The 20734-nt window shown below is 41.6% G+C and carries 20 protein-coding genes; 19 read left to right on the forward strand and 1 reads right to left on the reverse strand.

The features are described 5' to 3' along the window. Positions 1-81 precede the first annotated feature (81 nt). The 18 genes from rbfA to purF all read left to right on the forward strand — a co-directional run bounded on the left by rbfA (position 82) and on the right by purF (position 18876). The gene (gene rbfA / locus E5N72_RS07845) at positions 82-486 is read left to right on the forward strand and encodes a 30S ribosome-binding factor RbfA (RefSeq protein WP_036969898.1); all 405 of its coding nucleotides are present in this window, start codon (positions 82-84) and stop codon (positions 484-486) included. Next, a complete protein-coding gene (gene truB, locus E5N72_RS07850) occupies positions 486-1430 on the forward strand; it encodes a tRNA pseudouridine(55) synthase TruB (protein ID WP_135923957.1) in 945 nt (314 codons plus the stop codon). The genes rbfA and truB overlap by 1 nt, the downstream gene beginning before the upstream one ends. Positions 1431-1538: 108 nt before the next feature. Then, the gene (rpsO, locus tag E5N72_RS07855) at positions 1539-1808 is read left to right on the forward strand and encodes a 30S ribosomal protein S15 (protein WP_036969894.1); all 270 of its coding nucleotides are present in this window, start codon (positions 1539-1541) and stop codon (positions 1806-1808) included. Positions 1809-2051: 243 nt separating this feature from the next. Continuing rightward, complete coding sequence (gene pnp, locus E5N72_RS07860) at positions 2052-4181, forward strand: polyribonucleotide nucleotidyltransferase (protein ID WP_135923958.1); 2130 nt, start codon at positions 2052-2054, stop codon at positions 4179-4181. A gap of 128 nt (positions 4182-4309) precedes the next feature. After that, positions 4310-5188, forward strand: coding sequence for a lipoprotein NlpI (nlpI, locus tag E5N72_RS07865; RefSeq protein WP_135923959.1), 879 nt, complete (start codon positions 4310-4312; stop codon positions 5186-5188). A gap of 151 nt (positions 5189-5339) precedes the next feature. Further along, positions 5340-6374, forward strand: a complete 1035-nt coding sequence (locus tag E5N72_RS07870; protein WP_168246722.1) for a hypothetical protein — start codon at positions 5340-5342, stop codon at positions 6372-6374. Between the two features lie 212 nt (positions 6375-6586). Beyond that, positions 6587-9379 (forward strand): monovalent cation/H+ antiporter subunit A, encoded by a 2793-nt coding sequence (locus E5N72_RS07875; protein WP_135923961.1) that lies wholly within the window; start codon positions 6587-6589, stop codon positions 9377-9379. After that, positions 9379-9723 carry a Na+/H+ antiporter subunit C gene (locus tag E5N72_RS07880; RefSeq protein WP_135923962.1) on the forward strand — a complete coding sequence of 115 codons (345 nt, stop codon included), beginning with the start codon at positions 9379-9381 and terminating at the stop codon, positions 9721-9723. The genes E5N72_RS07875 and E5N72_RS07880 overlap by 1 nt, the downstream gene beginning before the upstream one ends. Further along, a complete protein-coding gene (locus tag E5N72_RS07885) occupies positions 9720-11237 on the forward strand; it encodes a monovalent cation/H+ antiporter subunit D (protein ID WP_135923963.1) in 1518 nt (505 codons plus the stop codon). Before E5N72_RS07880 ends, E5N72_RS07885 begins: the two co-directional genes overlap by 4 nt. Continuing rightward, on the forward strand, positions 11237-11773 hold the full coding sequence (locus E5N72_RS07890; RefSeq protein WP_135923964.1) for a Na+/H+ antiporter subunit E: 537 nt from the start codon (positions 11237-11239) through the stop codon (positions 11771-11773). Before E5N72_RS07885 ends, E5N72_RS07890 begins: the two co-directional genes overlap by 1 nt. Beyond that, positions 11767-12036 carry a K+/H+ antiporter subunit F gene (locus E5N72_RS07895; protein ID WP_135923965.1) on the forward strand — a complete coding sequence of 90 codons (270 nt, stop codon included), beginning with the start codon at positions 11767-11769 and terminating at the stop codon, positions 12034-12036. Before E5N72_RS07890 ends, E5N72_RS07895 begins: the two co-directional genes overlap by 7 nt. 8 nt (positions 12037-12044) lie before the next feature. After that, positions 12045-12377 (forward strand): Na+/H+ antiporter subunit G, encoded by a 333-nt coding sequence (locus E5N72_RS07900; RefSeq protein ID WP_135923966.1) that lies wholly within the window; start codon positions 12045-12047, stop codon positions 12375-12377. Between the two features lie 102 nt (positions 12378-12479). Then, entirely contained in the window at positions 12480-13274 is a 795-nt protein-coding gene (truA, locus tag E5N72_RS07905; protein WP_135923967.1) for a tRNA pseudouridine(38-40) synthase TruA, read from the forward strand. Between the two features lie 158 nt (positions 13275-13432). Continuing rightward, entirely contained in the window at positions 13433-14308 is an 876-nt protein-coding gene (gene accD / locus E5N72_RS07910; RefSeq protein ID WP_135923968.1) for an acetyl-CoA carboxylase, carboxyltransferase subunit beta, read from the forward strand. A 25-nt stretch (positions 14309-14333) separates the two neighbouring features. After that, positions 14334-15599, forward strand: coding sequence for a bifunctional tetrahydrofolate synthase/dihydrofolate synthase (gene folC, locus E5N72_RS07915; protein WP_135923969.1), 1266 nt, complete (start codon positions 14334-14336; stop codon positions 15597-15599). Between the two features lie 11 nt (positions 15600-15610). After that, a complete protein-coding gene (locus E5N72_RS07920) occupies positions 15611-16264 on the forward strand; it encodes an SPOR domain-containing protein (RefSeq protein ID WP_135923970.1) in 654 nt (217 codons plus the stop codon). A gap of 572 nt (positions 16265-16836) precedes the next feature. After that, entirely contained in the window at positions 16837-17331 is a 495-nt protein-coding gene (locus E5N72_RS07925; protein ID WP_135923971.1) for a CvpA family protein, read from the forward strand. Positions 17332-17349: 18 nt separating this feature from the next. Further along, positions 17350-18876 carry an amidophosphoribosyltransferase gene (purF, locus tag E5N72_RS07930; protein ID WP_135923972.1) on the forward strand — a complete coding sequence of 509 codons (1527 nt, stop codon included), beginning with the start codon at positions 17350-17352 and terminating at the stop codon, positions 18874-18876. A gap of 77 nt (positions 18877-18953) precedes the next feature. Here purF and E5N72_RS07935 read toward each other — a convergent pair whose 3' ends face one another. Next, positions 18954-19553 (reverse strand): Yip1 family protein, encoded by a 600-nt coding sequence (locus tag E5N72_RS07935; protein WP_135923973.1) that lies wholly within the window; start codon positions 19551-19553, stop codon positions 18954-18956. 230 nt (positions 19554-19783) lie between these two features. Here E5N72_RS07935 and miaE point away from each other — a divergent pair, with 230 nt between their 5' ends. Beyond that, positions 19784-20542, forward strand: coding sequence for a tRNA isopentenyl-2-thiomethyl-A-37 hydroxylase MiaE (gene miaE / locus E5N72_RS07940; RefSeq protein ID WP_135926255.1), 759 nt, complete (start codon positions 19784-19786; stop codon positions 20540-20542). Positions 20543-20734: the final 192 nt, after the last annotated feature.

Genomic DNA, 20734 nt, shown 5'->3' on the forward strand with positions numbered 1-20734 from the left:
GCCTAGCCCCCATTTGTGTATTCGTAATTAAATTAACTTATTGTTTAACATCAATAAGTTATTATTTTAGAGTGAAATGAAATGAGAGAATTTTCTCGCACTGATCGTGTTGCTCAGCAAATTCAAAAAGAGATTGCTGTTATTCTTCAACGCGAAATCAAAGATCCACGCTTAGGCATGGTGACAGTGTCTGCGGTTGAGGTATCTCGCGACTTATCTTATGCAAAAGTATTTATCACAGTGTTTAATACTGATGATGAAGATAAAGCCAAGCAAAGCGCTAAAATCTTAAATGAAGCAACGGGTTATATTCGTTCTTTATTAGGTAAACGCATTCGTGCGCGCATCATGCCTGAGTTACGATTTGTAATCGACAACTCGCTAATGGAAGGTATGCGTATTTCAAACTTGGTTGACTCAGTTATTCGTGAAGATAATGCCAAGCATGTAAACGAAGATGATAGCGAAGAAGGCACTAAAGACTAATGGCTAGACGCAGTAAAGGTCGTGCTATTGACGGCATTTTATTACTTAATAAGCCGCAAGGTATTTCATCAAACAAAGCATTGCAGCAGGCAAAGGGTATTTACTTTGCACAAAAAGCAGGCCATACAGGTGCGCTTGATCCGCTCGCGACGGGTATGCTGCCAATTTGTTTTGGTGAAGCGACTAAGTTTACCCAGTTTTTGCTTGATACAGACAAAACTTATGTTGTACGCGCAAAACTTGGCGAGCGAACTACCACCTCTGATTCAGATGGTGAAATCGTTGAGACGCGTGAAGTATCAGTTACGCGTGAGCAATTAGCTGAGCAAATTGCCAGTTTTATAGGTGAGTCGGATCAATATCCTTCAATGTATTCAGCGCTTAAATACCAAGGTCAGCCTTTGTATAAATATGCGCGAGAGGGCATTGAAGTGCCGCGCAAGTGTCGAAAAATTAATGTATTTAGTTTAACGCTTGATGAGTTTGACGAAGCGAACAACGAAGTACAAATGACGGCGCATGTGTCTAAAGGTACCTATATTCGTACAATTGTTGACGACTTAGGTGAAAAACTAGGCTGTGGTGCACATGTTATCATGTTACATCGCAGTGCTGTGGGCCATTATCCTAGTGAGAAAATGGTCACTCTTGAGCAACTTGAAGAAAAGCTACAGCAAGCAAAAGCAGATGATGTTGCGCCTTCAAGCTACCTAGATGAGCTACTTTTGCCAATGGATACCGCACTGGTTGATTTACCTGTGATTGAAATTACACAAGAGCAGGGCGTGGCGTTTAGCCATGGTCAAACGGTGGTAATTGGTAAACCTGTGCCTGATGGCGTGGTAAAAGTTATGGCTGATGGCGTGTTTATCGGCACTGGTGAGCGTCATAAAGATGGGCACCTAAAATCAAAGCGCGGTTTATCAAATCAATTGCCTGAGTAAAGATTACCTTGTAGTTATTACTAAAGCTGGTAGAATACGCCCGCTCAATCGTTTTGGCTGAATTAGTGATCGGCTAAAACACAATTTAAATTAATTTTTGGAGTTACTATGTCACTAAGCAATCAAGAAAAAGTTGAAATCATCGCTAAATTTGCACGCGCTGAAGGCGACACTGGTTCACCTGAAGTACAAGTTGCACTTCTAACTTTCGATATCAACAAGCTTCAAGGTCACTTTGCTGATCACAAGCACGACTTCCACTCACGTCGTGGTCTTTTACGCAAAGTAAGCCAACGCCGTAAACTGCTTGATTACCTTAAAGGTAAAGACATTGCACGTTACACTGCGTTAATCCAAGAGCTTGGCCTACGTCGCTAAGAACTAGATTACGAGAAAAGGGGCTATATAGCCCCTTTTTTTGTGCGCTTATGAAAGGTATACTAGCGCACATCTTAGTAGGCAAATCTGCTAAGTGATTGAAAAAACATCATTGCCAATTGTAGTACTTAATTAATTTTTCTTAAGTTTAATTAAGTACTGTAATTGGTACTTTGATGGACTATTTTTTACCAATTCGGAGCACTGCTCTGAGTTGCTTTTACATTTAAAGGACATTTTTAAGTGCAAGCAATTATTAAAGAATTTCAACTAGGTCAACACACTGTGACTCTAGAAACAGGTGCTATCGCTCGTCAAGCTGACGGCGCAGTACTAGCAAGCATTGGCGACACTTCAGTATTAGTTACTGTTGTTGGTAAGCGTGATGCACAACCAGGTCAAGACTTCTTCCCACTAACAGTTAACTACCAAGAGCGTATGTACGCTGCGGGTCGTATCCCTGGTGGTTTCCTTAAGCGTGAAGGTCGTCCAAACGATGGCGAAACACTTATCGCTCGTCTAATCGACCGTCCAATCCGTCCACTTTTCCCAGACGGTTTCGTAAACGAAGTACAAGTAATCGCGACAGTTGTTTCTGTTAACCCAGAAATCCAACCTGACATGGTTGCTATGATTGGTACTTCAGCAGCACTTGCTATCTCTGGTATTCCATTCAATGGCCCTATCGGTGCATCACGTGTTGGTTTCATCAACGGTGAATACGTACTTAACCCAACACTAGCTGAGCTTGAAGAAAGCCAATTAGACCTAGTTGTTGCAGGTACTGATAACGCAGTACTTATGGTTGAATCAGAAGCTGAAACACTATCTGAAGACGTCATGTTAGGTGCGGTTGTTTATGGTCATGAGCAATCTCAAGCTATCATCAACGCAATCAACGAGTTCAAAGCAGAAGCTGGTAAACCAGCTTGGGATTGGACTGCACCAGAGAAAAACGTAACTCTTGCTGAGAAAATCTCTGCAATCGCTGCTGAAAAAGTAGGTGAAGCTTACCGCATCACTGACAAAGTAGCGCGTAAAGAAGCACTTGGTGTTGCAAAAGAAGAAGTTGTTGCTAAATTAACAGCGGAACTTGCTGAAGGCGAAGAGCTAGATACACAAGAAGTTGGCAAACTATTCGGTTCGTTAGAAAAAGAAATCGTTCGTGGCCGTATCATCGCTGGTGAAAAGCGTATCGATGGTCGTGAACCAGACATGGTTCGTGCACTAGACGTAATGACCGGTGTTTTACCACGTACTCACGGTTCTGCAATCTTCACTCGTGGTGAGACGCAAGCACTTGTGACTGCAACACTTGGTACTGAGCGTGATTCACAGTTAATCGACGACTTAACTGGTACTAACAAGCATCACTTCATGCTTCACTATAACTTCCCTCCGTTCTGCGTAGGTGAAACAGGTTTTGTAGGTTCTCCTAAGCGTCGTGAAATCGGTCACGGTAACCTAGCTAAGCGTGGTATTGCTGCGGTATTACCAACATTAGCTGACTTCCCATATTCAATCCGTGTTGTTTCAGAAATCACTGAATCAAACGGTTCATCGTCTATGGCATCAGTATGTGGTACATCACTAGCACTTATGAACGCTGGTGTACCAATCAAAGCATCTGTTGCTGGTATTGCGATGGGTCTAGTTAAAGAAGGCGACGATTTCGTTGTTCTTTCTGACATCTTAGGTGATGAAGATCACTTAGGTGATATGGACTTTAAAGTAGCGGGTACTTCAAACGGTATCACAGCACTACAAATGGATATCAAGATCGAAGGTATCACTAAAGAAATCATGCAAATCGCGCTTAAACAAGCGAAAGCTGCACGTTTACACATCTTAGGTGTTATGGACGAAGCGATTTCTGCTCCTTCTGAAGAGTTATCTCAGTTCGCACCACGCATCTACACAATGCAAATCCCTGCTAAGAAAATCGCTGAAGTTATCGGTAAAGGTGGCGCAACTATCCGTCAACTTACTGAAGAAACTGGCACAACGATTGAAATCGAAGATGACGGTACAATCAAGATCGCTGCAACTGATGGCATGAGTGCAAACGAAGCTATTAAGCGTATTGAGCAATTAACTGCTGAACTAGAAGTAGGTGCAATCTACACTGGTAAAGTTGTACGTATCGTTGATTTTGGTGCGTTCGTTAATATCCTTCCGGGTAAAGACGGTCTAGTGCACATTTCACAAATCAGCACTGAGCGTGTTAACAACGTAACTGACCACCTAAGCGAAGGCCAAGAAGTTAAAGTTAAAGTTCTTGAAGTAGATCGCCAAGGTCGTGTACGTTTAAGCATCAAAGAAGCAATGGAACCAGCTGCTGAAGAAAAAGCTGAAGAGCCAAAAGACGCTTAATGATGATTGAGTAGCCAGTTATTTGCTGGTTATAAGAAAAAGGGGCTGTTTAGCCCCTTTTTTTATGCTTTAATGAAACCTATTAGCTTCGATTTTGTCTACAGAAAATTCAGGTATTAAGGAATTTAATGATTTTTAAACACTTAGCATTGACCGCAGTGGCTATTTTTTCTTTAAGTGCGTGTCAAACAACCTCACAACCTGAGTCAGTTCCGATTGTTAATGTTCCATTTACTGCGCCGCTACTGCCTGATTTCCGCAATGAAATTACGATTGCGCGCTACTCTGAACTTTTAAATCGTGCAGATTTGAGTGCAGAACAACAAGCCAAACTTTATTATGACCGCGGTGTATTATTTGACAGCTTAGGCATGTCGACACTGGCACGTATCGATTTTAACCGTGCGATTAAGCTTAAACCTGATTTAGCTGAGGTGTATAACTTTTTAGGTATTCACCACACACTCATGCAACAGTATGAACAAGCTTATGAGTTTTTTGATTCAGCACTAGAGTTAAATGAGCAGCATGAATATGCTTATTTAAACAGAGGGATTGCGCTCTACTATGCTGATCGCCCGTTACTTGCTCAAGATGATTTGCAACAATTTTTAAATCGCTCACCAAGCGACCCATACCGTGTACTTTGGCTTTACTTAGCTCAATCAGAAGCTGATAAAGCACAGGCCTTAATTGACTTAAAAGCAAATGCACAAGGTGTTGACGAGTCTCAATGGGGTTACCAGTTACTTGCACTGTATCTAGGCGATGTCAGTGAGTTTGAATTCTTGTCTGGTATCATCGAAGGGGTTACCTCTGAACAAGAGTATGCACACCGCTTATGTGAAGCCTATTTTTACCTCGCTAAGATGCATCAAGCGGCAGGTGATAATTACTTGGCTGCTGATTACTTTAGACTTGCCCTTGCCACCAATGTGCATGAGTTTGTTGAATATAAATACGCTCGCTTAGAACTTGAGTTAATGGCTGGTGAAGACGCGAGCTAGTGTTTATTTGCTGGTTATTACTTTACTGAGCTTGGGTTGTGTTTCAAGCTCAGTATCATTGTTTTCTCCGAGTTACGTTTTTTACGCTCAGAAGAGACCTTCCCAAGCCGTTGCTATTTATCACCTAGCGCCTAATGCCCTCAACACGCAATTGGACACACTTTCAACCCTGCAATTACGAAGGCTCGCTGAACTTAAAAATATTAATGCAACCTATCAACTTGCCATGCGATTTTTACAAAAGGGTGATTACTCTGCTGCGCAATTATGGTGGCAAACTCGGTTTGATAGCTTCAATCCTTTACAGCAACAACGCTTAGCTGATTATCTGGCAGCGGATCAACAATGGCAGGCTATTTCTATGCTTTGGCGTAGCGGTCAATTACCAAATGGCAATGCCAAACAATCTTGGTATTTACGACAAGGCATGGCAACAGCAAATATAAGTCCTCAATATGCTGAACAACATCAATTTGTGTTATCGCTAAATGAATTGAAAGCACAGCCACAGTGCCATTTTAATGTGCTGATGATGACTGATCACGCTGATGGAATTGCTACGCTGAAGTTGTTTAAGCAACGTTACGAGTCAAAGCCAGAACCTTCGCTCAACAGTTTTTGTTTTAGCGAAGTTGTTTATGTAGCAGACCAGTTTCAATGTAACAGCAGTGATAATGTGCTGGAGTGTGATTGGTATCAGGCAGAAGATTACACGTGGCCCGCTGGATTTGATTTTATTGTTATGATGTCTGAACAGGGCAGTGCTAACGTGCGTGGCGGAATAATGCATATTAATTCAACACAGCCTTATGCTGTGTTTTTACATGAGTTGATGCATTTTAATGGCTTTGAAGATGAATACACATTGCCAACTCAAAAGCAGCAGTGGCTATGTCAGCAGCAGGGTCATGTTGCACCAAATTTATTTATAGCGCGTCAGCTTAAACCTCCAATAGGCTGGCAAAAGAGTATCGCTTGTAATAATAATTTGGCCTATAAGCCAAGCCCTGATTGGTCAATTATGCAGTATCAGTTAATGGGGCTGTCTGAACAGTATCGACAACTTTGGCAAAAGCAAATTAACCAGCCCTTAACAAAGCCTGTTCGATTTTTAGATTACTTTGCTTTTTTGGGCTTAAAACCTTCAATTACAATGGCTTCAACTAAACATAGTTTTTCTGACTAATCGTCAATTTATTGCTATTTTAGTATGTAAAGTGGTTAAAACTTGTGCGAATAGGTGTGGCTGCTATAGACAAAATAGCCCCTGATCAGTATAACTATACGCATTGTAAGCTTTTTTTGAAGCCAACTTTTAACCATCCAAATGAACAGTACGCAACTAATTATAACTAGCAGCAGTATTGATATTCTTATGACACTAAAAGGCTCTTAATTATGACTTTGCTCTGGATACCCCTGTTATCCTTAATCGGCAGTGTTATTTCATCCTGCACCTCAAAACTAACGCGTAATCAAAGTACCGCTTTGACTATGCTAGCGCCTTTGCTTGCCCTTGGAATAGTATTCTCGTACACACCTGCGGTATTTTCTGGTGAAATGATTCGCTACAGCGCAGAGTGGATCCCGTTATTAAACATGCAAGTGTCTTTTAGACTTGATGGTTTAACCTTACTTTTTTTATACATGATCTTAGGTATTGGTACCTTAGTGATTTTCTATGCGCGTTATTATTTAAGTAATAACGACTCCCTGCCTAAGCTTTATTGCTACTTAATGCTATTTATGACCGCGATGGTCGGAATAGTAATGTCGAATAATGTTATCCAGCTTTGGCTATTCTGGGAGCTTACCAGTATTAGTTCCTTTTTGCTTATTAGCTATTGGTGGCATAAATCTGAAGCCCGTAAGGGTGCGCGCATGGCGCTTGCTATTACAGGGGCGGGCGGTCTTGCGCTATTGGCAGGCTTATTATTGATTGGTGACATCGTTGGTAGTTATGACTTGGATGTTATCTTAGCGAGTAAAGCACTCATTCAATCTCATGCGCTCTACGAAGTAGCGTTAGTATTGGTGCTTTTGGGGGCGTTTACTAAATCGGCGCAATTCCCGTTTCATTTTTGGTTGCCGCATGCAATGGCTGCACCTACACCTGTGAGTGCCTATCTACATTCGGCTACCATGGTTAAAGCTGGTATCTTTTTGCTTGCCCGTTTCTACCCAGCATTAGCAGGCACTGATACGTGGTTTATCTTGGTTGCTATGACTGGTCTTGCTACTTTATTGGTTGGCGCTTATATCGCATTATTCAAGCATGACTTAAAAGGTTTACTTGCTTATTCAACCATCAGTCATTTGGGTCTTATCACGTTATTACTTGGTTTAGATACTGAACTTGCCACGGTTGCAGCGATTTTCCATATTATTAACCATGCAACGTTTAAAGCCTCATTGTTTATGGCAACCGGTATTATTGATCATGAAACGGGGACTCGTGACATGCGCAAACTAAACGGTATGTGGCGCTTTATGCCTTATACTGCCACGCTTGCAATGGTTGCTGCGGCTGCGATGGCTGGTGTGCCATTGTTAAATGGTTTCTTATCGAAAGAAATGTTCTTTGCTGAAACCTTGCATCAGCAAGTACTAGGTTCGATGTCGTGGCTCATTCCGGTTTTAGCAACTGTAGCTGGTGCTTTATCGGTCGCTTATTCTGCACGTTTTATTCATGACGTGTTCTTTAATGGTGACCCGATTGATTTACCTAAACAGCCACACGAACCACCACGTTACATGCGTGTGCCAATCGAAATTTTAGTGGTGTTATGTTTATTAGTGGGTATGTTCCCTCACTTTGCTGTGAGCGATATTTTAGCGTCTGCTTCGTATGCGGTACTTGGTGATGCAGCTCCAGATTATAAGCTCTCGGTATGGCATGGCTTTAATTTACCTTTATTAATGAGCTTTATTGCTACTTGCTGTGGTGTGCTTATTTATGTGCAACGCAAGCACCTGTTCCATTTCCAAGCTTCATTACCGACATTAAATGCTAAAAAAGGCTTTGAACGAGGCCTGTATTCTGTGATCAAATGGTCACAAGCTAAAGTTAACCGTATTGAAAATGGTTCATTGCAACGATACGCTTTTGTAATGATTGTGGTTGTTTTGATGTGTGCTGGTTGGCCATTGTTTGAGATGCAACAACTCGCGGGCACAAGTGAATTAACACCTATTGATTTTCATAACGCCATTGGCGCGGGTCTGTTAATTATCGGTGCGCTTGTTACTGTTATTTGGCATCGTTCGCGAATGATATCTTTGATTATGATTTCAATTGTAGGCCTGATGGTATCTGTAGCTTTCACTCGATTCTCTGCGCCAGACTTAGCATTGACTCAGTTAACAGTTGAAGTTGTCACTGTGATGCTACTTATGCTCGCATTATTCTTTTTACCGCAGCGTACTCCGAAAGAATCAAGCTCACTGCGTATTCTGCGAGACTTGGGTATCTCATCGGCAATTGGTGTGGTTGTGGCCAGTATCTGCTACGCGCTGTTGACTAGACCGCTTGAATCAATTTCTGATTTCTTTATTGCCAATGCTAAAACTGGCGGTGGCGGTACTAACGTTGTAAACGTGATTTTAGTTGACTTCAGGGGCTTTGATACCCTTGGTGAAATAACCGTACTGGGTATTGCCGCATTAGGTATTTATAAATTACTTATTAATCTGCCATTGTTTATGCCGGCAAGTGATAGCGAAGGGCGCCCATGGGCTAGAGAGCGTTATCCAATCTTACTGTCGAGTATTTCGCAAAGTCTATTACCACTGGCATTATTGGTGTCTGCTTATATTTTCTTACGAGGTCACAATTTACCGGGTGGTGGTTTTATTGCAGGTCTAGTAACGGCGATTGCGTTTATTTTGCAATATATGGCAAATGGTTCACACTGGATTGCAGACAGATTTGATGTGAATTATCGCAAAATTATTGCGTCAGGTATTGCTATTGCGTTGTTCACAGGTGTGGGTAGTTGGTTCTTTGACCGTCCATTCTTAACAACGTGGTTTGATTATTTTGATATTCCGTTAGTCGGCAAAACAGAACTTGCCAGTGCTATCGTATTTGATTTAGGTGTGTATTTAACTGTTGTAGGTGCAACGCTGATGATTTTGGCAAGTTTAGGTAAATTGACTGCCGATACACCCAAGCGAGAGGTAAATATTTAATGGAAGTATTGTACGCATCATGCGTGGGCGTGCTGGTTGCATGCGGGATTTTCTTAATATTAAGAGCACGTACCTTTCCGGTTGTGCTTGGTTTAACCATGTTATCGTACGCGGTTAACCTATTTTTATTCTCGTCAGGTCGCTTAACGATTAATAAAGCTGCAGTACTAGGCAGTGCTAGTGAGTATGCGGATCCATTACCGCAGGCACTTGTGCTTACCGCTATAGTTATCGGTTTTGCGATGACCGCCTTTGTGGTTATTTTAGCTATTCGTGGTCGTGCTGATTTGGGTAATGATCATGTTGACGGTCATTTATTAAAATCATCTAAGGAGCAAAAATGATTCAGCATTTAGCTTCTTTACCCATTTTAATCCCTATGTTGGCGGGCGTTATTTTATTAATGCCACCGTGCGGTAAAAACTTACATATTCGTCGTGTAGCTTCCGTTATTTTATCGATAGTTACGTTGCTAATAAGTGCTTATTTGCTATTTCATGTTAATACGACTGCATCACTGGTTTATGCTATCGGTGATTGGTCAGCACCTTTTGGTATTGTGCTTGTGGCTGATAGGCTCTCTGCATTACTGGTGCTACTAACGAGTCTATTGGGCGCGGTGATTGTGCTTTATAGCTGTGCAGGTGACGACAAAAAAGGCAGCTTTTTTCACCCGCTGGTCCATTTTTTAATTCTGGGTGTGAATGGTGCTTTTCTAACTGGTGATGTGTTTAACCTATTTGTATTTTTTGAGGTGTTACTGATTGCCTCTTATTCGCTATTGATGCATGCCGGTGACAAACACAAAACACGAGCAGCACTGCAGTACGTGATATTAAACCTAATTGGTTCAAGTGTATTCTTAATCGCGTTAGGTATTTTATATGGTGTCCTAGGAACATTAAATATCGCTGATTTAGCACAAAAAGTCCCTTTACTAAAAGGTGATGATGTATACCTTGCGAAAATAGGTGGCTTGTTACTGATTGTCGTGTTTGCACTTAAAGGCGCGCTCTTACCTTTACATTTATGGCTACCGAATACTTACGCAAGTGCAATGCCATTGGTAGCTGCATTATTTGCGATTATGACTAAGGTAGGTGTCTATGCCATGCTGCGTGTATACACCGTTATATTTGGTGAGAATGCAGGTGAGCTTGCTCATATGGCACAGCCTTGGTTGTGGGGCTTAGCACTGGCGACAATTGTGATGGGCGCTATTGGTGTTTTAGCTAGCCAAGATTTCCGTAAGTTGATTGCCAACTTGGTGGTGGTGTCGGTTGGTACTCTCGTTGCGTTGGTGGCCATTCAAAATGTCTCTGCTACAGCTGCGTTACTCTACTACTTAGTTCATTCAACTTTAATTTGTGCTGTCCTGTTTTTATTGGCTGATTTAATTGCGCAGCAGCGCGGTAAGGTCGCTGACCGCTTAGTGGCGGGGCGTGCAGTTGCTCAGCCATTCTTGTTAGGTATTTGTTTTGTGATTGCGGCACTTGCCGTGGTGGGGATGCCACCATTGTCAGGTTTTGTCGGTAAAATTTGGATTTTAAAGAGTACTCTAGATAGCGAAAAAGCCATGTTGTTTTGGCCTATTTATATTTTATCTAGTTTGGCACTGTTGGTTGCGATATCGCGTGCTGGTACAAGCCTTTTTTGGGATCACAAATATAAAGATAGTGAAGCAATTGAGGGCGTAAAAGCACACCCTTTACAAGTGACTGCGGTCATTGTGCTGTTAGCATGCTCGCCGTTAATGGTTATTTTTGCAGGGCCAATATCTGAATATATGCTAGCAACCTCTGAGCAATTGTTTGATATAAACCAAGGCATTCAGAATGTATTACAAGGAGGCCAATAATGCGTTTAGAAGCTCGTTTTCGTTGGCTACCGACTCCATTTCGTAGTGTATTACTTTTTGTTGTCTGGTTATTACTCAATAATAGCGTGTCGCCAGGGCATCTGCTGTTAGCTACTTTTTTTGCTATAACAATTCCGTGGATCACTTTTCCATTTCGCGATCCACAGCCCCTTATTGTTAGACCAGGATTGGCGTTTAAGTACTTACTTTTAGTGTTGTACGATATTGTCACTGCCAATTTACAAGTTGCGCTTTTAATACTCGGGCCGACTAAAAAGTTGCGTCCGGGCTTTATAAAAGTACCACTTGATTTAAGTCATGAAATGCCAATCACTATTTTGGCAAGCACTGTGTCACTAACCCCAGGCACTGTGAGTGCAGAGGTTTATCCTATTCCTGAGTCACTCGAAGAGGGCGAAGAAATTGAGCAGCGCTATTTACTGATCCATGTGCTCGATTTAGCAGATGAACAGGCGTTAATTAATACTATTAAGCAGCGCTATGAAGCACCGCTTAAGGAGATTTTTAGATGCTAGATACCGTATTTTTAATTGTCTATGCGATGATCGCCATCTCGTTATTACTAAATTTATGGCGCTTAATAGTGGGTCCATCGGTACCTGACCGTATATTAGCGCTAGATACGATGTTTATTAACACCATTGCGCTGATAATTCTTTATGGCATGAGTATGGATACCGGGCTTTATTTTGAGGCCGCTTTATTAATTGCCATGCTTGGTTTTGTTAGTACCGTTGCAGTATGTAAATATTTGCTGCGCGGCGATATTATTGAATAAGGTAACAAATAATGAGTGAATGGATTGTATCAATCTTACTGTTAATTGGTGGTTGCTTTATTTTGATTGGTTCGATTGGCTTAGTGAAAATGCCAGACTTTTTTATGCGTTTACATGGGCCAACTAAAGCCACTACTTTAGGAATGGCATCATTACTTATCGCTGCAATGGTGTATTTTAGCTATCACCATGATGGAGTGAGCGTTAAAGAGATCCTAATTTCAATTTTCTTACTGATCACCGCACCTATCAGTGGTTACATGTTGATTAAGTCAGCTATTCATCACAAACTTCGCGCTAAAGAAGGTACCAAGGGCTTAGACAACGTCGAGGACGATTAAAAACTAATCGTGCTAACAGGGTGAAGTACAAGGGTGCTTTTATTGCGCGAGCAGATCGCATAAAATGCCCCGTCATTTAGCACAGTAGGTAAATAGGTCATTATGCGAGTAGCACTTGGAGTAGAGTACAACGGCGCCCGTTACAGTGGTTGGCAACGTCAATCACATGTCAATAGCGTACAGCAAGAAGTAGAAACGGCGTTGTCGCGGATTTGTAATCACCCAGTCGAAATCGTATGTGCTGGCCGCACTGATGCTGGTGTTCACGGCACAGGGCAAGTGGTTCACTTTGACACTCATGCAGAACGTGAAATGGTTGCATTCACAATGGGCATGAATACCCTGTTACCGAAAGATATTTCTATTCGGTTTGCCGAGCCTGTCAGTGAAGATTTTCATGCTCGTTTTAGCGCCACAGCTCGTCGCTATCGTTACGTTATTTATAACTACACCTATCGCGGTGCAATCATGAGCGAAGGGGTGACGCATTTTCATCACCCACTCGATGAAACTAAAATGCAAGAAGCCTGTCAGTATTTAATTGGTGAGCATGACTTTACCTCTTTTAGGGCACTGCATTGCCAAGCTAATACAGCAAATCGTACGATTCACCATTTGTCGGTAAAACGCCAAGGTGACTATGTGATAATTGATATTAAAGCGAATGCATTTTTACATCATATGGTACGAAATATTACTGGCTGTTTGATGGATATTGGTCTGCATAAACATGAACCAGTCTGGTTAAAAGAATTACTTGATTTAAAAGAACGCGCTAAGGCAAGTGCCACAGCAAAGGCTGCTGGTCTTTACTTAGTGGATGTGGATTACCCTGAACACTTTGGTATTCCTAAAACACCATTAGGACCTCTGTTTTTACCTGATTCAGATAGTTAACTGAAAGTGCTGCACTACTAAGACCAGTTTTTTATATCGTCTACGGGTAATTCATGTTTTAATTGAAAAAATCTGTCTGTTTAATTACTAGAAGTAGTGCATCGAGCATACTTGATTAAACAGACTGCGACACAGAACAGCATTTAAGAGAGTTGCAAATGAGTTGGTTAGAAAAAATCTTACCTAAAACGACTAAATCATCAGGTCGTAAAGAAATCCCTGAAGGGGTTTGGGCTAAGTGTACAGACTGTGATTCAATTTTATACAAAGCAGAATTAGAAAAAGCACTCAACGTATGTCCTAAGTGTGATCATCACATGCGTTTAAGTGGCCGTAAACGTTTAGAAAACTTTTTAGATGATGCTGATCGTCACGAAATTGGTGCTGAACACGAACCAAAAGACGTATTAAAGTTTAAAGATTCTAAAAAATACTCTGACCGCATCACCCAAGCACAAAAAGCAAGTGGTGAAAAAGACGCACTTGTTGCAATGAAAGGCCGTTTAAAAGGCATTCCTGTTGCTGCTGTTGCATTTGAATTCTCATTTATGGGTGGTTCAATGGCGTCAGTAGTAGGTGCACGTTTTGTTGAAGCTGTTGACCAATGCTTAGAGCATGATATGCCACTTATCTGTTTTTCTGCATCGGGTGGTGCACGTATGCAAGAAGCCCTTATGTCATTAATGCAAATGGCTAAAACAAGTGCTGCGCTTGCAAAGATGAGCGAAAAAGGTTTACCGTTTATTTCAGTATTAACTGATCCAACAATGGGTGGTGTATCTGCATCGCTGGCAATGCTTGGTGATGTGAACGTTGCAGAGCCTAAAGCATTAATTGGTTTTGCGGGTCCTCGCGTAATCGAGCAAACAGTACGTGAAACGCTACCAGAAGGTTTCCAACGCAGTGAATTCTTGCTAGAGCATGGTGCAATCGACATGATTGTTGACCGCCGTGAAATGCGTGACACCCTTGCACGTATCTTAGCGAAATTTATGAACTTGCCTTCTACTGAACAAGAGCATAGAGTAGCGTAAATTTCAGCTTAACTGATTAAACGCTATGACAGAAATCCTTCCTAGCCAATCATCAAGCCTTGATGATTGGCTTTGTTATTTAGAAAGTGTACATCCAGCCAATATCGAAATGGGTCTTGAGCGCGTAGAGCGTGTGGCAAACCAAGTCGGCTTACTCGATACATCAAGCAAAATAATCCTTATTGCAGGTACGAATGGTAAAGGAACGACAGCTCGTTGCTTAGAAAGCTTACTGCTTGCACAAGGTTTTAGTGTGGGGACTTATGCTTCTCCGCATCTTATTCGTTACAACGAGCGCGTGCGTATTAATGGCCAAGAGCTTGATGATCAATACCATGTTGATGCTTTCGATATGCTCGAAAAAGGTCGTGGTGACACACCACTGACTTATTTTGAATACGGAACACTGGGCGCTTTAGCTATTTTTAAACGCCATGCGGTTGATTATGTACTCTTAGAGGTGGGTCTTGGTGGTCGTTATGATGCTACTAATATAGTCAACCCATATGCTTGTGTGATCACTACAATAGATTTAGACCATAAAGAATACCTTGGTGATACTCGTGAGTTAGTTGGCTACGATAAAGCAGGTATATTCCGTACCAATACGCCCGCAATCGTTGGCGATTTAGCTATTCCACACACAGTAACTGATTACGGTAATGAAATTAACGCCGATATGGTGTTATCAGGTCGCGACTTTAAATTCACAGAAGATAGTGAAGGCTTTAATTGGCAATACAAAGCCAATGACTGGCGTTTAGCTAAACCTGCGATCCCTTGTCAAAATGCTGCCACAGCATTGACTCTACTTAGTAAGCTTGATTTATTACCAAATGAACAACAAGTAAGAGACTGTTTAGCAAACTTGACGGTTGAAGGTCGCTTTCAGCAGCTAAGTGAGCAACCACTTATTTTTACTGATGTAGCTCATAACCCAGAGTCGGCTCGTTATTTAGCACGTAAATTAAGCGTGTATAAAGATCAAGGGTTTAAAATTCATGCATTAGTCGCTATGCTTGCAGATAAAGATAAAGTGGCTGCTATGTCGGCTGTGGCCGATGTAGTTGATGAATGGTCGTTGGCGAGTTTAGACTGTTTTCGTGGAGATACCGTCGAAAACCTTGCCAGCGCATTAGCAGAAACGCCATCAACAGCGCCTAGTACCCATTATAAGAGTGTTGAAGCTGCATTAGATGCAATGTTACCAAAGCTAGATAAAAGCACCTTATTGATTGTGTTTGGGTCATTTATAACTGTGGCTGCTGCTATCAATTACTTTAAAGAATAGAGAGGAAATCGGTGAACGCAGGGTTTATTAATCGCTTAGTAGGAACCACCATTGTGGTTGTAGCGGCTATTGTCTTCATTCCAAATATTTTGGACGGAGAGAAAGTTCATCATGCAGAAAACTTTAAAGCGATCCCTGACCGCCCTGAGTTCACCACGATTGACTTACAACAAGCTATAGACAATAAAGTGGCATCAGCTGAGCAACCCGCCGAAGTTGCTGTTGAAGATGTTAAAGCTAATGATGCCGAGTTAACGGCAACAGAACAGCAATCATTTAGCGATGCCCCGAAAATGATTGAAGCATCAACAGATGAGCCTGTGATTAATAAAGCTGAGCCAAAAGTTGCAGTGCAAGAGCCTGCAAAGCCGGTCGCTAATACTCCTGAGCCAACCCGTAAGCCAGAAGAAAACCTCACCAAAATGGCGTATGTTATTCAATTGGGGAGTTTTTCTCATGCACCTAATGTGAAATCGCTTCAAGAAAAACTAAAAGCGAATGGTTTCAAAACTTTCACGCGCCCGATAAAAACCCCGAACGGCACACTGACAAAAGTCTTTGTAGGTCCTTCACTTAACAAGAAAGAGTTAGAGAGTAAGCTTCCTGAGTTAAAGCAGTTAACCAAGCTAAATGGTAAAGTTACTCAGTTTGAAATTACGAAGTGATCTGGTAAAGGATACCCAAACCACCTGTAGATCCATGATTCAGCGCTATCACAGGGCTTTCAATACACGGCGTGGCAATACAGGAATGTAGGTACCTTTCAAGTTGTCACAACACAGTAGTGGAAGCCCTGTGAAGCGCCCGAAGGGCATGGCTAAAACGCATTTACTCTGCGTTATTGATTTTGCTAATGGGTACACCATTACCTACAATCAATGCCTTGCCTAAATACGTTTTATCTCATGCTGAATTCTTGCATCTACAGGTGGTTCTTATACCCAAAGCACCTGTAGATCCATGATTCAGCGCTATCACAGGGCTTTCAATACACGGCGTGGCAATACAGGAATGTAGGTACCTTTCAAGTTGCCACAACACAGTAGTGGAAGCCTTGTGAAGCGCCCGAAGGGCATGGCTAAAACGCATTTACTCTGCGTTATTGATTTTGCTAATGGGTACACCATTACCTACAATCAATGCCTTGCCTAAATACGTTTTATCTCATGCTGAATTCTTGCATCTACAGGTGGTTTGGGTATAGAATGCGCCCCAAATTAACGACTAGTTGGTTCTTATGATCTGGGTTGATTACGCCATACTTGGCATTATTGCACTATCCACTATCATCGGTTTAATACGTGGCTTTATAAAAGAAGCAATGTCTTTAGCGGTGTGGGCTGGCGCATTTATCATCTCTAGTTTGTTTTACCAATATTTAGCATCCTTCCTAACAAGTATTTCAGAACCCCTTTTAAGAAATGCAGCCGCAATTGCCATATTATTTTTTGCGACACTCCTGTTGGGTGGTTTACTAAACTATATTTTAGGTGAACTTGTACAGCGTACTGGTTTATCTGGCACAGACCGTGTTTTTGGCATTGTGTTTGGTGCTCTTCGTGGCGTGTTGGTCGTGAGCGCGTTACTTTTCTTTCTTGATGCTTTTACCGGTGCACCAAATACGCATTGGTGGGGCAACTCTATTTTGATTCCAGAATTTGGCTTTGTTGTTGAGTGGTTCTTTTCGTACCTCGAAAACAACTCAAGCTTTTTAAATTCGGTAAACCGTTAATCGGCGAGGATAAATTTAATGTGTGGTATCGTTGGCATAGTCGGCACTTCTCCTGTTAATCAGGCGTTATATGACGGCTTAACTGTTTTGCAACACCGTGGTCAAGATGCAGCGGGCATCATTACCATTGAAAACAACACGTTTAGCTTACGCAAAGCCAATGGCCTAGTGAAAGATGTGTTTCATACCCGTCATATGAAACGTCTGCAAGGCACTATTGGTATTGGCCATGTACGCTATCCGACAGCTGGTTCATCTAGCTCGTCTGAGGCGCAACCTTTCTATGTTAACTCGCCATTTGGTATTGCGCTTGCGCACAATGGTAACTTAACAAATGCAGAAGCATTAAAGCAGCAATTATTTTCAGAAGCTCGCCGTCATGTTAATACAACATCAGACTCTGAAATCTTACTTAATATCGTGGCGCATGAGTTAAGTAAGTCAAATAAGCTTAAGTTAGATGCAGAAGATATTTTCACCGCGGTAACCGAAGTTAATAACAAAGTGACAGGTGGTTATGCAACAATTGCAATGATCATTGGCCACGGTATTGTTGCTTTTCGTGACCCTAACGGTATTCGTCCATTAGTTTTTGGTAAGCGTGAAACTGCAAATGGCACTGAATATATGTTTGCATCTGAAAGCGTTGCATTAAAAACTGATGGTTTTGAGTTTGTGCGTGATGTTGCGCCAGGTGAAGCAATTTACGTTACTGAAGACGGTCAGTTTTTCTCGCAAGCGTGTGCAGAAAAAGCTACTTACTCACCATGTATCTTCGAGTTTGTTTACTTTGCGCGCCCAGATTCAACAATTGACCGTATGTCTGTTTATGCAACGCGTGTAAACATGGGTACTAAGTTAGGTGAAAAAATCGCTCGCGAATGGGCCGACAAAGACATCGACGTTGTTATTCCAATTCCTGAAACATCATGTGATGTAGCACTTGAGATTGCCTCAGCTCTTAACTTGCCATACCGCCAAGGTTTTGTTAAAAACCGTTACATTGGCCGTACTTTCATCATGCCTGGTCAAGAGATGCGTAAGAAATCAGTTCGTCAAAAACTGAATGCTATTGACCGTGAGTTCAAAGGTAAAAACGTATTACTTGTTGATGACTCAATTGTTCGTGGTACAACGTCAGCACAAATCGTTGAGATGGCTCGTGAGTCAGGTGCAAAGAACGTTTACTTTGCTTCAGCTGCGCCTGAGATTCGCTTCCCGAACGTGTATGGTATCGACATGCCATCGGCTGCAGAGTTAATTGCTCATGGTCGTGAAGTTGAAGATATCAATGCTAGCATTGGTGCGGATGGTCTTATCTATCAATCGCTAGATGACTTGATTGCGGCGGTTAGCCAAGAGAACCCTGAAATCACTCGTTTCGAAACGTCTGTATTTGATGGCCAGTACATCACCGGCGATATTGATCAAGAGTACCTAAACCACATTGACCGTTTACGTAACGATTCAGCAAAATCAACGCGTGAAAATGCTATGTCTGCGGGTTTAGAACTTCATAATCAAGAAGAAAATAGCGCTGACTAGTCACTGTTTTCAAGATGATAAAAAAGGAGCTTTGCAGCTCCTTTTTTGTTTTGGAAAGAAAGGAAATAATAATGAAATCAAGTAAACATGGGGTGAACAATACCGTTTGTCCAGAGTATAGCTGTTGCAGCTAAAATAATTACTAACAGAATAAGCCCGCAAGTAACGACCGAGCTTGCATAAATAAAACCTCTTTCCTCAGGTATGTGCATGAGAATAGGCACGCCTGTGTAAAGTAGGTAAACAGAATAGGCAAGTGCAACTAAGCCAACACACACTACAAACCAAAGCTCTGGCAAAAATGCTGCAAATGACGACATAAACACTGGCGTTGCTGTATAAGCTGCAAGTTCTAGGGTTTGTGTGAAAGTGGGTTTAGCACCAAATGTTACTGCCATCCAATGAGCTAGATAAGCAAGCGCAAATACGCCTACTATGAGTGCAAAATACATCGCTACTGCGATCATCAATGCACTATCATGGGTTAAAAATACAGCTTCACCAGAACCAATGCTCCATCCTAAGTGAACCGACGAATAGTAGCCCATAATTGAAGGGATACATGCAATTAATAGGATATGAGATAGGCTATAGCGCAAACTCTCATGGCGATTATCAATCGTTTGCCATTCTTCGAGTGGATGGGCGTATAAGCCCCATAAGTGGTTTAAAATCATAATTGTTGCCCCTATAAAAAAGGAATAGTAGCTGTTTTATTTTTGTACAGCTTTGATTAAGTTATGGTTCAGTAATTAAATCTTGTCAAGAAGCTGAAATAATCGAAACAGTCGATTGAATGTAACTCTTTAGTGCATATAGGAAATTACTTTGCACTGATATGGGTCATGGAATGCAGGCTTAATTATGTGGTAAAATCAAACCAAGATTTTTGATGAGAAGTTATTCAGTGCCTTATTCTGATTTGTTAGCGCCAATTCATGCTTTTTTAAAGTGCGAAACGCCTGATGAGTGGATTGCTGCGGCAACCAAAAAAGAAAACTTAGATATAGTTTTAATCGATCACCTTATTTGTGAGTTAAAAGCGGCGCAAAGCGCGATGTTCTTAATTCGCAAATATGCCGTTGATAAAGAAAGTAGCGACGCTTTACTTGAATGGTTGAAGCCTTTTGAGACACTTATTTACAAGCGTGAAGGTGATTGGCGAGAGCTTGCAGATAAAAACAAGCTGACTAAGTCGATGATCCCAAAATCAAACTCTCCATATGGGCAAGATCTCATTGATAAAATGGTCATGCTTATTAAAGAAGAGCTGCACCACTTCTATCAAGTGTTGGAGATCATGGATGAGTACGGCATTGAATATAAAAGTATTACTCCGTGTCGTTATGCTAAAGGCATGCTTCGCCATGTAAAAACTTACGAGCCAGATGCTTTAGTTGATAAGTTAATTATCGGTGCTTACATCGAAGCCCGCTCTTGTGAGCGTTTTGCTAAATTAGCCCCGCATGTTGATAAGCGTTTAGGTGATTTTTATATCTCACTCCTGCGCTCTGAAGCGCGCCATTATCAAGATTATCTAACCCTTGCGCAAGAAATCAGTGAGTTTGATATTACTGAGCGTGTTGAATTTTTTGGTCAACTTGAAGCTGAGCTTATTTCAACCCCAGATGAAGACTTTAAATTTCACAGCGGTGTGCCTGCATAATATATTAAATCAGAGCGCCTGTTTGGCGCTCTAGTTCATTTATCTTGCCAAGTTTAGTGGGTTTTACCCCTATCCAAATTAGCTAATTCTCATTACTTTTCTAATACTTATTCATTTATTGTTTTAGTAAATAATTTGTACCTTTTAAAATCTTGCACTACCTTTGACCTAGGTTGCTATTAACATTCGTAA

The organism is Pseudoalteromonas sp. MEBiC 03607 (genome assembly GCF_004792295.1).
Taxonomy (GTDB): domain Bacteria; phylum Pseudomonadota; class Gammaproteobacteria; order Enterobacterales; family Alteromonadaceae; genus Pseudoalteromonas; species Pseudoalteromonas lipolytica_C.